The 13,634-nt window shown below is 71.1% G+C and carries 11 protein-coding genes; 1 reads left to right on the top strand and 10 read right to left on the bottom strand.

Annotated elements, in window-relative coordinates:
- Positions 1-84: 84 nt before the first annotated feature.
- From LRD69_RS23290 to LRD69_RS23245, 10 genes are all read right to left on the bottom strand, one after another.
- On the bottom strand, positions 85-2,193 hold the full coding sequence (locus LRD69_RS23290) for a phospholipase C, phosphocholine-specific (protein WP_277328488.1): 2,109 nt from the start codon (positions 2,191-2,193) through the stop codon (positions 85-87).
- Positions 2,194-2,407: 214 nt separating this feature from the next.
- Complete coding sequence (gene gatB / locus LRD69_RS23285; protein WP_277328487.1) at positions 2,408-3,916, bottom strand: Asp-tRNA(Asn)/Glu-tRNA(Gln) amidotransferase subunit GatB; 1,509 nt, start codon at positions 3,914-3,916, stop codon at positions 2,408-2,410.
- A 16-nt stretch (positions 3,917-3,932) separates the two neighbouring features.
- Positions 3,933-4,172, bottom strand: coding sequence for a hypothetical protein (locus tag LRD69_RS23280; RefSeq protein WP_277328486.1), 240 nt, complete (start codon positions 4,170-4,172; stop codon positions 3,933-3,935).
- Complete coding sequence (gene gatA / locus LRD69_RS23275) at positions 4,169-5,671, bottom strand: Asp-tRNA(Asn)/Glu-tRNA(Gln) amidotransferase subunit GatA (protein ID WP_277328485.1); 1,503 nt, start codon at positions 5,669-5,671, stop codon at positions 4,169-4,171. The genes LRD69_RS23280 and gatA overlap by 4 nt, the downstream gene beginning before the upstream one ends.
- A 5-nt stretch (positions 5,672-5,676) precedes the next feature.
- A complete protein-coding gene (gene gatC, locus LRD69_RS23270) occupies positions 5,677-5,973 on the bottom strand; it encodes an Asp-tRNA(Asn)/Glu-tRNA(Gln) amidotransferase subunit GatC (protein WP_015036350.1) in 297 nt (98 codons plus the stop codon).
- A 179-nt stretch (positions 5,974-6,152) separates the two neighbouring features.
- A complete protein-coding gene (locus tag LRD69_RS23265; RefSeq protein ID WP_277328484.1) occupies positions 6,153-8,321 on the bottom strand; it encodes a bifunctional diguanylate cyclase/phosphodiesterase in 2,169 nt (722 codons plus the stop codon).
- Between the two features lie 277 nt (positions 8,322-8,598).
- The gene (ligA, locus tag LRD69_RS23260) at positions 8,599-10,794 is read right to left on the bottom strand and encodes an NAD-dependent DNA ligase LigA (protein WP_277328483.1); all 2,196 of its coding nucleotides are present in this window, start codon (positions 10,792-10,794) and stop codon (positions 8,599-8,601) included.
- Between the two features lie 29 nt (positions 10,795-10,823).
- Positions 10,824-11,849, bottom strand: a complete 1,026-nt coding sequence (locus LRD69_RS23255) for a methionine synthase (RefSeq protein ID WP_277328482.1) — start codon at positions 11,847-11,849, stop codon at positions 10,824-10,826.
- Positions 11,850-11,959: 110 nt separating this feature from the next.
- Positions 11,960-12,649: an SDR family oxidoreductase gene (locus tag LRD69_RS23250; RefSeq protein WP_277328481.1), complete on the bottom strand. Its 690-nt coding sequence runs from the start codon at positions 12,647-12,649 to the stop codon at positions 11,960-11,962.
- Between the two features lie 28 nt (positions 12,650-12,677).
- Positions 12,678-13,217 (bottom strand): TIGR00730 family Rossman fold protein, encoded by a 540-nt coding sequence (locus LRD69_RS23245; protein ID WP_277328480.1) that lies wholly within the window; start codon positions 13,215-13,217, stop codon positions 12,678-12,680.
- A gap of 77 nt (positions 13,218-13,294) precedes the next feature.
- Here LRD69_RS23245 and LRD69_RS23240 point away from each other — a divergent pair, with 77 nt between their 5' ends.
- On the top strand, positions 13,295-13,630 hold the full coding sequence (locus tag LRD69_RS23240; RefSeq protein WP_277328479.1) for a DUF427 domain-containing protein: 336 nt from the start codon (positions 13,295-13,297) through the stop codon (positions 13,628-13,630).
- Positions 13,631-13,634: the final 4 nt, after the last annotated feature.

The raw sequence follows: 13,634 nt of genomic DNA, 5'->3' as shown, positions 1-13,634 counted from the left end.
CGCCCTCGGACGCACGCCCCGTGTCGGGCGGGTCCGGCCTTCGGACCCGCCCGCACGCTTCGCGGCGGCGGCGTGCGCCACTGATCAGCCGGAGACGCTCGCCCGGCCGTTCTCGATGTGCCCCATCAGCCGGCGGCGGAAGGCGTCGTCGCCGTCGACCGTGACGGCCAGGTCGTACCAGCCGTGCGCGTCGGCCGCCGCGTGGACGACCGTACGGCTCCGCCCCGGCTTCACCTTGATCGTCCGGGTCCGGCCCCGCAGCTCCGCCTCGTCGACGTAGCCCAGCGGCCGAACGGTGAAGGTGAGCGTCCGCCGCCCGGTGTTGCGCAGAGTGAGGTGCAGATCGCGCTCGTGGCCGTCGACCCACGTGGCGACCTCGGGTCCGCTCTCGGCGACCCCCGCGAACTCGCGCCGGAAACCGTTCGGCCCGGTCACGGTGAACCGGTACGCCTCACCGGTGAGGGGCACGGTCCAGTGCGCCGCGCCCCGCACATCCTGGTGCTGCGGTACGGGGAACTCGCCCGCGTACGGGTAGAGCGCGAAGTGCGCCGAGGAACGCCCCGTGTTGCTGACGGCGACCTGCACCACCCCGTTCACGAACCTCGCCCGGGCGTCCGGCTGGTAGGGCAGCGGCCGGGCGGGACGGACGCCGGGCTCCTGCACGGGCATCTGCTGCACGGCAGGCGGCTTCGGCGACCAGCGTCCGGTGAACGGCGGAATGACGCCCGGCTGCTCCGTCTCGGGCCGGCGCCGTCCGCGGGTGAAATCGAAAGCCGACGTCAGATCGCCGGTGACGGTGCGCCGCCAGTCGCTGATGTTCGGTTCCTGCACGCCCGTCCAGCGCTCCAGGAAGCGGATCACGGAGGTGTGGTCGAAGACCTCGGAGCAGACGTAGCCGCCCACGCTCCACGGCGACACGACGAGCAGCGGCACGCGCACGCCGAGGCCGGTGGGCTTGGACTCCCACTGCTCGTCGGTCACCTCGGGCGGCGGGACCGGCGGCGGGACGTGGTCGAAGAAGCCGTCGTTCTCGTCGTAGTTGATGAGGACGACGGTGTGCTGCCACACGTCGGGGTGCTGGCCGAGCGCGTCCAGGACCTTGTAGACGATCGTGGCGCTGTGGATCGGGGAGGAGACGCTCGGGTGCTCGGAGTCGACCGCCGACGGCACCAGGTAGGAGACCTCGGGCAGCGTGCCCGCTGCGACGTCCTGGGCGAACGCCTCGGCCAGCGTGCCGGTCTCGACCCGGCGCAGCGCCCGCTCGAAGAGGCTGCGCTCGGCCGTCGTGAGCGTGGCGACCCCGTCCTCCAGCAGACCGAGCAGACGCTCGCGCTCCGCCGCGTCGTCCGTGTCGCGGACGGCCGCGTAGAAGGACTCCATGTACGTGTGACCGCCGGTCTTCGCCAGCGCCTTGCGGGCGACCGCCTTGAAGGTGGCGAAGAACTCGATCTGGTTGTCGGTGAAGTTCTCCCACTCGGTGTACGTCTTCCAGCTGTGCCCGGCCTCCTCCAGCCGTTCCGCGTACGTGCTCCAGCCGTACCCCGGATGGGTGCCCTCGCTGTACGCGTCGTTGCCGACCGCCCGCTTGCCGTTCGCCTCGAAGCCCGTCTTTCCGCTCCACAGGTGGTTGCGGTTGGGGCTGGTGGAGCTGTGGATGGACGAGTGGTAGGCGTCGCAGATCGTGAAGGTGTCGGCCAGTTCGTAGTGCAGCGGTATGTCGCGGCGGTCGTAGTACGCCATGGTGGCGGCCGTCTTCGCGGTCACCCAGCCGTTCATCCACCCACCGGCCCACGCCTTGCCGCCGCCGCTCCAGGAGTGGTCGAGGGCGCCGATGTACTGAAGGTCCTTCTGCTGCGCGGCGGCGGCGTCCCGGACCGGGAACGGCAACACAGTGGTGCCCGATGCCCCCGGCTGCTCGAAGACCGGCTTTCCGGAGGGCAGCTCGATCGCGTTGCGGTCGCCGAAGCCGCGCACACCGCGCAGGGTGCCGAAGTAGTGATCGAACGAACGGTTCTCCTGCATCAGGATCACCACGTGCCTGATGTCCTGGAGCCCGCCGGACCCTGCCGGGCGCGTCGGCTGCGCGGCCATCGCGGCCTGCAGAGACGGCGGCAGCAGCGACCCGGCCGCCGCCGCCCCGAGCGCTCCGCCGCCGAGCGCGAAGAGGCGCCGCCGTGAGATGTCCGTGGTCAAGTTGAGCCTCCCGAGTCCGGTCCTACAGCCGGGAAGCTAAGCGGGTCAGGTGACTGCGGGAAGACCGCCGTACGGCCCGGCGGTGAACGTCCAACAGGTCCTCGCGGAAGTCCAATCCGCCTGCGACGGAGGTACGCGACGCGAAGGGGCGGTGCACCCGCCGACCGGGTGCACCGCCCCTTCACACACGTCTGCGGCCGGAGCCGCGAGGGGATCAGCCCTCGACGCCGAGCTTCTCCAGGATCAGCTCGCGCACCCGGGCCGCGTCCGCCTGGCCGCGCGTGGCCTTCATGACCGCGCCGACGAGCGCGCCCGCCGCCGCGATCTTGCCACCGCGGATCTTGTCCGCGACGGCCGCGTTGGCGGCGATCGCCTCGTCCACGGCCGCGCCCAGCGCGCCCTCGTCCGAGACGACCTTCAGGCCGCGCTTCTCGACGACGGTGTCCGGGTCGCCCTCGCCCGCGAGGACGCCCTCGATGACCTGGCGCGCCAGCTTGTCGTTGAGGTCGCCCGAGGCGACGAGCTCGGTCACCCGGGCGACCTGCGCCGGCGTGATCGCGAGCTCCTCCAGGGCGACACCGGTCTCGTTGGACTGCCGGGCCAGCTCGCCCATCCACCACTTGCGGGCCTGGTCGGACGCGGCGCCCGCCGCGGTCGTGGCGACGATCAGGTCGACCGCGCCCGCGTTGAGGATCGACTGCATGTCGAACTCGGAAACACCCCACTCCTCGCGCAGCCGGTTGCGGCGCACGCGCGGCAGCTCGGGAAGCCCCTTGCGCAGCTCCTCGACCCACTCCCGGGCCGGGGCGACGGGCACCAGGTCCGGCTCCGGGAAGTAGCGGTAGTCCTCGGCGTTGTCCTTGATGCGGCCGGCCGTGGTGGAGCCGTCCTCCTCGTGGAAGTGCCGGGTCTCCTGCACGACCTTGGCGCCGGAGTTCAGCACCGCGGCGTGGCGCTGGATCTCGTAGCGGGCGGCACGCTCGACGGAACGCAGCGAGTTCACGTTCTTCGTCTCGGAGCGCGTACCGAACGTCTCGGTGCCGTTCGGACGCAGCGAGAGGTTCACGTCGCAGCGCATCTGGCCCTGCTCCATGCGGGCCTCGGAGACGCCCAGCGCCTTGATGAGCTCGCGCAGCTCCGCGACGTACGCCTTGGCGACCTCGGGGGCGCGTGCGCCCGCTCCCTCGATCGGCTTGGTGACGATCTCGATGAGCGGGATGCCCGCGCGGTTGTAGTCGAGCAGGGAGTGGGACGCGCCGTGGATACGGCCGGTGGCACCGCCGACGTGCAGCGACTTGCCGGTGTCCTCCTCCATGTGGGCGCGCTCGATCTGCACCCGGAAGATCTCCCCGTCCTCCAGCTGGACGTCCAGATAGCCGTTGTAGGCGATCGGCTCGTCGTACTGCGAGGTCTGGAAGTTCTTCGGCATGTCCGGATAGAAGTAGTTCTTCCGGGCGAAGCGGCACCACTCGGCGATCTCGCAGTTCAGCGCGAGACCGATCTTGATGGCGGACTCGACGCCGATCGCGTTGACGACCGGGAGCGAACCGGGCATGCCGAGGCAGGTCGGGCAGGTCTGCGCGTTCGGCTCCGCGCCCAGCTCGGCCGAGCAGCCGCAGAACATCTTGGTCTTGGTGCCGAGCTCGACATGGACCTCAAGGCCCATGACGGGGTCGTACGTCGCGAGGGCGTCCTCGTACGGCACCAGGTCAGTGACAGTCACGGTGAAACTTTCCCTCTCAACCCAGCAGTACGTCGTCGTCGCCCAGGCGCTTCAGCTCGCGGTAGAGCAGAGCGATGCCGGTGGCGATGGCGGCAGCGGAGACGACGGCATCGATCAGCCGGAGCGTGTCGTGTTCCTGGCGTGCCTTCTTGGCCCGCTTGTACACGCCGACCGCGCCGAAGGCGGTGGTGCCGATGGACAGGTACGTACCGGTCTTGGACTTCTTGAAGCCCTTGGCCTTGGTCAGTGCGCTCATAGCGACGGAGCCTCCTCCAGCAGCGGGTGCCCCCACCTTTCCACGAAGGCGGCCTCGACGGCGGCTCCGACCTTGTACAGACGGTCGTCCTTCATGGCCGGGGCGATGATCTGCAGGCCGACCGGGAGACCGTCCTCCGGAGCCAGACCGCAGGGCAGCGACATCGCGGAGTTGCCGGCCAGGTTGGTCGGGATGGTGCAGAGGTCGGCCAGGTACATCGCCATCGGGTCGTCGGCGCGCTCGCCGATCGGGAAGGCGGTGGTCGGCGTCGTCGGGGAGACGATCACGTCGACCTGCTCGAAGGCCTTCTCGAAGTCCCGGGTGATGAGGGTGCGGACCTTCTGCGCCGAGCCGTAGTACGCGTCGTAGTAGCCAGAGCTGAGTGCGTACGTACCGAGGATGATGCGGCGCTTGACCTCGTCGCCGAAGCCGGCCTCACGGGTGAGGGCGGTGACCTCCTCGGCGGACTTCGTGCCGTCGTCGCCGACCCGCAGGCCGTACCGCATGGCGTCGAAGCGGGCCAGGTTGGAGGAGCACTCGGACGGCGCGATCAGGTAGTACGCCGACAGGCCCAGGTCGAAGGACGGGCAGTCCAGCTCGACGATCGTGGCACCCAGCGACTTCAGCAGCTCGACCGACTCGTTGAAGCGCTGGACGACACCGGCCTGGTAGCCCTCGCCGGAGAACTGCTTGACGACGCCGATGCGCATGCCGTCGACGCTGCCGTTGCGGGCCGCCTCGACGACCGGCGGGACCGGCGCGTCGATGGACGTCGAGTCCAGCGGGTCGTGTCCGGCGATCGCCTCGTGGAGCAGGGCCGCGTCCAGGACCGTACGGGCGCAGGGGCCGCCCTGGTCGAGGGAGGACGAGAAGGCGACCATGCCGTAGCGGGAGACCGCACCGTAGGTGGGCTTGACGCCGACGGTGCCGGTGACGGCGGCGGGCTGGCGGATGGAACCGCCGGTGTCCGTGCCGATGGCGAGCGGGGCCTCGTACGACGCGAGGGCCGCCGAGGAGCCGCCGCCGGAGCCGCCCGGGATACGGGTGAGGTCCCACGGGTTGCCGGTCGGACCGAAGGCGCTGTTCTCGGTGGAGGACCCCATGGCGAACTCGTCCATGTTGGTCTTGCCGAGGATGACGACGTCGGCGGCCTTCAGCCTCTTGGTCAGGGTCGCGTCGTACGGCGGAACCCAGCCCTCGAGGATCTTCGAGCCGACGGTGGTGGGCATGTCCTGCGTGGTGAAGATGTCCTTCAGCGCAAGCGGGACGCCGGCCAGCGGGCCGAGCTTCTCGCCCGCGGCCTTCTTCGCGTCGACGGCGCGGGCCTGCGCGAGCGCGCCGTCACGGTCGATGTGCAGGAAGGCGTGGACCTTCTCGTCGACCGCGTCGATCCGGGCCAGGTGCGCCTCGGTGACCTCGACGGCCGTCAGCTCGCCGGAAGCGATCTTCGCGGCGATCTCGGCGGCGGTGAGCTTGATGATGGAGCTGTTGTCCGTCATGGCTGTTAGTCCTCCCCCAGGATCTGCGGCACCTTGAAACGCTGCTGCTCCTGGGCCGGGGCGCCGGAGAGCGCCTGCTCGGGGGTGAGCGACGGACGGACCTCGTCCGCGCGCATGACATTGGTCAGCGGCAGCGGGTGGGAGGTCGGCGGTACGTCTTGGTCGGCGACCTCGGAGACGCGGGCGACCGCGCCGATGATGTCGTCGAGCTGACCGGCGAAGTGATCAAGCTCTTCGCCCTTCAGCTCCAGACGCGCCAGCCGGGCGAGGTGGGCGACCTCCTCGCGCGTGATGCCAGGCATGCAGCGATCCTCAGGGGTGAGTGTTGTGGTTTTGGCCCCAATCCTATGGGGTCCGCCGCGGGCGGGGCCGCCACCCACGGCGCAGCCGCCTCCGTCCGGCCTCCGCCGGGGCGCGATCGGGGTCCGATCGGGGCCGGTCCGTTTCGATTCCGCCGCCGGGATCCGGCCGCCTCGCCCGCTCAGGTCGTCGCCGGACGCGACCGCACCGCCCGGCCCGGCTTCCGCTGCTCCAGCTCGGCCACGCCCGTCTTCACTCCGGCAGCGGCGGCGGCCGCCGCCGCGGCTGCCGCCAGCTCCGACGGCCTCCGCCATCCGTGCTCGCCGCGGGCCCGCAGCCACGCCGTGGTCTCCTGCGGCGGCATCGCGGCCGCGACCAGCCATCCCTGCACCGCATCGCAGCGCAGGTCCCGCAGCCGTTCCCACGTCTCGTCGTCCTCGACGCCCTCGGCGACGACCAGCAGACCGAGCGAGTGGGCCAGGTCGATGGTGCAACGGACGATCTCCGCGTCCTCGTTGTCGACGGCCAGCCGGGCCACGAACGACCGGTCGATCTTCAGTTCGCTGACCGGCAGGCGGCGCAGATGGACGAGCGAGGAGTACCCCGTACCGAAGTCGTCGAGGGACATCTTCACGCCGTGGCCGGTCAGACCGGCCAGCGTGTCGGCGGCGCGCTGCGGGTCCTCCAGCAGGACGTGTTCCGTTATCTCCAGCTGGAGGGAGCCGGCCGGGACACCGTGCCGGGCGAGCCGGGCCGCGACGCCGCCGGCGAAACCGGGGGTGTGGACGTCACGCGGGGAGACGTTGACCGCGACCGGGACGAACAGCCCCTGCGCCCGCCACCTGGCGACCTGGGCCAGTGCCGTCTCCAGCACGTACTCGGTGAGGTGCGGCATCAGGCCCGACGATTCGGCGATGGCGATGAACTCGTCCGGAGGGACCCTGCCGCGCTCCGGATGCACCCACCGCACCAGCGCCTCGAGCCCGGCCACCTGGCCGTCGAAGCGGACCTTCGGCTGGTAGTGGAGCTCCACCTCGCCGGCGTCCAGCGCGCGCCGCAGATCCCCGAGGAGCCCGAGCCTGTCCGGGGTGTTGCTGTCCCTCTTCGACTCGTACACCTCGACGCCCGTACGGTCCCGCTTCGCCTGGTACATCGCCACGTCCGCCCGTCTGAGCAGCCCTTCCGCGTCCAGCGCGTGGTCGGGGTAGACGGCGACCCCGGCGCTGGCCTCCAGCACCAGCGTGAGACCGTCGAGGTCCAGCGGCGAGGAGAGCTCGGCGACCAGATGCCGGGCGACGCGCTGGGCGCTGGTGGTGGAGTCCGCGGTCGGGAGCAGTACGGCGAACTCGTCGCCGCCGAGCCGCGCGGCCTCCGCCCCGCGCGGCAGGGCCAGCCGGAGCCGCTCCGCTATCTGCAGCAGCAGCCGGTCCCCCGCCAGATGGCCGAGGGTGTCGTTGACCGCCCGGAACCGGTCGAGGTCTATCAGGACGAGTGCCGATCTGGCGCCGATGTGCTCGGCGTCCTCGAGCGCCGTCCAGATGCGCTCCAGCAGCCACTGCCGGTTCGGCAGCCCGGTGAGCGGGTCCCGCAGCTGCTCCTCGGCTCTGGCCCGGGCGATCCAGAGGGTGGAGTCCAGGGCGATCAGCGGGACGGCGAACAGCGGCAGCAGTACGGGGGTGGTCGTCGCGACCGTACATATCAGAGGGGCGATCCCGAGCAGCGCGACCGCGACGAGCCCCTGGCGCAGCACGGCCGTGCGGGCGATGGTCGGCAGCCCGCTGCCCTGGGGGGCTTGGGCGTACCAGAGGAGGATCCGGGTGACGACGAGATACGTGGAGGCGGCGAGCACGACCTCCGGGACGGCCTCGATGCCCCATTCGAGGGGCCGCCAGGGCGACTCCACCGTCTGCGCCTCACCGAACGCGGCGAGGACCAGGGCCGCCGCGCCCACCCCCAGGATGTCCACCGCGCCGTGCAGCAGCCCCTGCCACCAGCGGTGTCTGCGGGCCACACCGACGAGCACGACGACGACCAGGCTGACCAGGCCGGCGGCCACCCAGCCGTAGAGCATCAGGACGGCCAGGGTGAGCGCGGCGCCGGATCCGGTCCCGCCCCACCAGCGGTCGCGCCCGAGCGCGACGAGATGACCGACGATGATTCCGGTGAGGACGGCGAGCGACCAGCCGACCGCGCCGCCCGGGAAGAGTGCGTGACTGCCGCTCAAGGTCCGGTAGAAGCCCGTCGCGAGCTGAATGGTGGCGACCAGTACAACGGCGGCGCCCACTTTGGGCGTGGGGCCGAGGAAACCCTGCAGCCGCGACACCGGCGCGGCGCTCTCAATCGGTTTCATTCCGTCCCTCTCACAGCCGGCGGTGCCGATGTCACCTGTTCGTCCCGCTCCCATGCCACCACGACCCCACGGCCGTCACGCAGCCGGGAACACCGTCGCGCAGCCGCGCACGGCAGGCGCACGTCTCAACAGTAGGCCGCCGAACGCCCCGAGGGGCAGCGCTCTACAGCTCTTGCCCGAATGCGAACCGGCCCCCGTCCCGCATGCGGTGGCCGCCGCACAGCCGAACGGGGGCTCCGGGCAGCTGCCTTCCCCCGTCCCGGCCGGCCGCGGCCCGCTACTCCCCGGCCGCCCCGGCGACCGGCACGGCCGCCTCGCGTGCCGCATCCGGACCCTGTTCGAGCAGGACGGCGAAACCCGCACCGTCGAGAACCGGAACCTTCAGCTGCATCGCCTTGTCGTACTTCGAGCCCGGGTTGTCGCCGACCACCACGAAGGAGGTCTTCTTCGAGACGGAACCCGTGACCTTCGCCCCCCGGCTCTGCAGGGCCTCTTTCGCGCCATCCCTGGTGTGGTCGGCCAAGGTGCCCGTCACGACGACGGTGAGGCCTTCGAGCGGGCGCGGCCCCTCGTCCTCGTCCGCCCCCTCGTCCGCCATCCGGACCCCGGCCTCCCGCCATTTGCGCAGGATCTCCCGGTGCCAGTCCTCCGCGAACCACCGGGTGACGGACGCGGCGATGATCGGTCCGACACCGTCGGCGGCGGCCAGCTCCTCCTCGGTGGCCGCCTCGATGCGTTCCATCGAACGGAACTGACGGGCCAGCTCCTCGGCCGCGACCGGCCCCACATGACGGATCGACAGCCCGGTGAGGATCCGGGCCAGCGGGGCCCGTTTGGCGGCCTCGATGGCTTCCAGCATCGCCACGGCGTTCTTCTTCGGCTCGCCCTGCTGGTTGGCGAAGACCAGCGCGGTCTTCTCCTCACCGGTCCTCGGGTCGTGCTTGGGCAGGCCGCTGTCCATGTCCAGGACATAGGCCCGGATCGGCAGCAGCTGCTCGATGGTCAGCCCGAAGAGATCGCTCTCGTCGCGCAGCGGCGGCTCGGCGGGCTCCAGCGGCTTGGTCAGAGCGGCTGCGGCGACATAGCCGAAGTGGTCGATGTCCAGGCACTTGCGCCCGGCGAGATAGGCGACGCGCTCGCGCAACTGCGCCGGACAGAAACGCGCGTTGGGGCAGCGGACGTCGATGTCGGCCTCCTTCATGGGCCGCAGCTCCGTCCCGCACTCGGGGCAGTGGGTCGGCATCACGAACGCCCGCTCGGTGCCGTCCCGCAGATCGACGACCGGGCCGAGGATCTCCGGGATCACGTCGCCCGCCTTGCGGATGACCACCGTGTCCCCGATGAGCACGCCCTTCGCCTTCACCACGTTCTGGTTGTGCAGGGTGGCGAACTCGACCTCGGAGCCCGCCACTTCGACGGGTTCGACCTGGGCGTACGGAGTGACCCGGCCGGTGCGTCCGACGCCGACCCGGATGTTCACCAGCTTGGTGTTCACCTCCTCCGGCGGGTACTTCCAGGCGATCGCCCAGCGTGGGGCGCGGGAGGTGGAGCCCAGCCGGCCCTGGAGCGCGATCTCGTCGAGTTTGACGACGACGCCGTCGATCTCGTGCTCCACGGAGTGCCGGTTCTCGCCGAAGTAGGCGATGAACTCCCGCACGTCGTAGAGGGAGTCGACGACCTTGTTGTACTTCGCGGTGGGCAGGCCCGATTCGTGCAGCAGCTCGTAGGCGTGCGAGAGGCGGTCGATCTCGAGGCCCTCACGGGCGCCGATGCCGTGCACCACCATGTGCAGCGGGCGGCCCGCGGTGACCTTCGGGTCCTTCTGGCGCAGCGAACCGGCCGCGGCGTTGCGCGGGTTGGCGAACGGCTTGTCGTCGGCCTCCACCAGCCGGGCGTTGAGCTCCTCGAAGGCCTCCATCGGGAAGAAGACCTCGCCGCGGATCTCGACCAGCGCGGGGATCCGGTCGCCCTTCAGCCGGTGCGGGATCTCGGCGATCGTGCGGACGTTGGGGGTGATGTCCTCGCCGGTGCGGCCGTCACCGCGGGTCGCCGCGCGGGTCAGCACCCCCCGCTCATAGGTGAGGTTGACCGCGAGGCCGTCCACCTTGAGCTCGCACAGGAAGTGGTAGTCGGCCGTGCCGACGTCCCTGGCGACCCGCTCGGCCCAGACCGCCAGCCCCTCGTCGTCGAAGGCGTTGTCCAGGGAGAGCATCCGCTCGCGGTGCTCGACCGAGGTGAACTCCGTGCGGTACGGGCCCGCGACCTTCTGGGTCGGCGACTCCGGCGTACGCAGCTGCGGATACCGGTCCTCCAGCTCCTGCAGTGTGCGCATCAGCCGGTCGAACTCGGCGTCGCTGACGACCGGCTGGTCGTTCACGTAGTACCGGAAGCGGTGCTCCTCGATCTGCTCCGCGAGGAGCGCATGCTGCGCCTGTGCCTCCGCGGGCACCTCCGAATGCTGTCCGCCGGCCATCGTCTCGTCCTCCCGTTACCCGATACCCGTCACTCAGGGTTGTCTGCGAGCGATCTCGCGGCCCGGGCGCAGTGGGCGAGCGCGGCGCGCGCGTACGCGGGCGACGCACCCGCGAGCCCGCACGACGGGGTGATGACCAAGGACTCGGCGAGAGTACCCGGATTCAGCCCCAGCCTGCGCCACAGCGTCCTGACACCCATGACGCTACCGCCCGGGTCCGACAATGCACCCGAGGCCGGGTCGGTGCCGGGCACGACCCCGAGCAGGAGCTGGGTGCCGCCCTCGACCGCTTCCCCGATCGCCTCCTCCTCACGCTCGGTGAGGAGGGAGAAGTCGAACGAAATACCATCGGCCCCGGCGCGCCGGAGCAGTGCGAACGGGACGTCGGGCGCGCAGGTGTGAACCACCGTGGCACCGTCCCCGTTGGCCTCCAGGACATCGCGGAGGGCGCCCTCCACCACCTGCCGGTCCACGGCCCGGTAGGTGCGGTAGCCGCTCGCCGTCCGGATCTGCCCGCGGAGCACGCCGGTCAGCGACGGCTCGTCGAGCTGGAGGATCACCCTCGCGCCGGGCACCCTGCGCCGTACGTCCGCGAGATGGGCCCGCAGCCCCTCCGCCAGGGAGCCCGCCAGATCGCGGCAGGCGCCCGGGTCGCCGAGCGCGGCCTCCCCGCCCCGCCGCTCCAGCGCGGCGGCCAGCGTCCAGGGGCCCACCGCCTGGACCTTGAGCGGTCCTTCGTACCCCTGGGTGAACTCCTCCACGGCGTCGAGGTCCTCGCCGAGCCAGGAGTGGGCCCGGCGGGTGTCGCGGCCCGGCCGGTCGCCGACCCGCCAGCCGCTGGGCTCGACATGGCCGTACAGGTCGACGAGCAGTCCGAGGGTCCGCCCGATCATGTCGGCGCCGGGCCCGCGTGCGGGCAGCTCCGGCAGATACGGCAGGCCCTCGCCGTCCCCGAAGGTCCCGGTGACGGTCTTCGCCGCCTCCCGCGCGTCTCCCCCGGGCATGGACCCGATCCCGGTGGCACCGCACCCGCTGAACTTGCTTTTCTCGCTCACGCAGGAAGCCTACGGTCCGGGACGCCGGGCGCGTCGCCCGCCCGGGCGCCCCTCGCGCGCCCGGGGCGCCCCGGACCGGACGGCCGGGTGCCGCCCCGGCGTCCGGTGGCTCAGCGCCCCGGCCGGACCGTCAGGTCGTTGACCTCGGCGTCGCGCGGCAGGTCGAGCGCCATCACGATCGTGGTCGCGACGGACTCGGGGTCGATGAACCGGGAGGCGTCGTACTCCTTGCCCTCCTGCCGGTGGACCTTGGCCTGCATCGGGCTGGCGGTACGGCCCGGGTAGACGGAGGTCACCCGGACACCGTTCTCGTGCTCCTCCTGGCGCAGCGAGTCGGCCAGCGCCTTCAGGCCGTGCTTGCTCGCGGCGTACGCGCTCCAGTCGGCGTGTGCGCTGAGCCCGGCGCCCGAGTTCACGAAGACGACATGCCCCTGGGCCACGCGCAGTTGCGGCAGGAAGAGCCGGGTGACCTCGGCGGGGGCCACCAGGTTCGTGTTGAGCTGGAAATGCCAGGCCTTGGGCGAGAGACCACCGACCGGGCCGAGCTCCACGACACCCGCGATGTGCAGCAGCGAGTCGATCCGGTCCGGCAGCGACTGCTGCGCGAACGCCCACGCGAGCCGGTCCGGGTTGCCGAGGTCACCGACGAGTGTGCGGGCACCGGGGTGGAGCCCGGCCAGCTCCTTGGCACGGCCCGCGTCACGGGCGAGCAGGACTACTTCGTCGCCGCGCTCCCGCAGACGGCGGGCGACAGCTTCTCCGATGCCGGAGCCTGCACCGGTGATGAGATGAATGGACATGCGCCCATCGTCGCATCCGGCCGCGTGCCTACTGGATGCCGGACCGCTCCTCCAGGTAGGCCAGCGCGCCGACCCCGTCCTTCGCGAAGAACACCAGCTCGGTGAGGGGAAGGGGCAGGAAGCCCTCGTCCTCCATGCGCTGGAACTGCAGACGCAGCCCGTCGTAGAAACCCGCCGTGTTCAGCAGGACGACCGGCTTGTCGTGCTTCCCGTGCTTCTTCAGCTCCAGGATCTCGGTGGCCTCGTCGAGCGTCCCCATGCCGCCCACCATGATCACGACGGCGTCGGCCTTCTCCAGGAGCAGCGCCTTGCGCTCGGCGAGATCGCGTGCGATCACCATCTCGTCGGCGTCGGTCCGGGCCTGGGCGGCCATGAAGTCCACCGACACCCCGACGAGCCGCCCGCCCGACTCCTGCACCCCGTCGGCGACGACCTTCATCAGCCCGCTCTCCGAACCGCCCCAGACCAGAGTGTGCCCGCCGCGCCCGAGCAGCTCGGCGAACTCACGGGCGGGGCGGGTGTAGCGGTCGTCGAGGTCGGCGGCGGAGAGAAAGACGCAGATGTTCATGCACCCACCGTAAGCAGCGGCACCGGCACTCCCCGAAGCGGGGGAAGAAATCGGCGTACGGGACAGCTGAAAGACATATGACCTCGACCACAGGACACGTCATCACCGTCGAGCCGGGCACCGAGCATGTGCGCGTGGTGCGCGACGGACAGCTGCTCGCCGAGAGCCGCCGCCCGCTCGTACTGCGCGAGACGGGCTGCCCGGTCCGCTACTACCTGCCACCCGAGGATGTCCGCACCGAACTGCTGACGGCGTCGGACACCCATACCCACTGCCCGTTCAAGGGAGATGCCTCCTACTGGTCGCTGCCGGACGCGGCCGATCTGGTGTGGGCCTATCCGGACCCGAAGCCCGAAGTGGCCGCGATCAAGGACCACTTCTGCTTCTACGACACCGAGACGGTCTCCGACTGACCGT

It is taken from the genome of Streptomyces sp. JH14, assembly GCF_029428675.1.
GTDB lineage: Bacteria > Actinomycetota > Actinomycetes > Streptomycetales > Streptomycetaceae > Streptomyces.
This window is presented reverse-complemented; position numbering and strand designations above follow the sequence as displayed.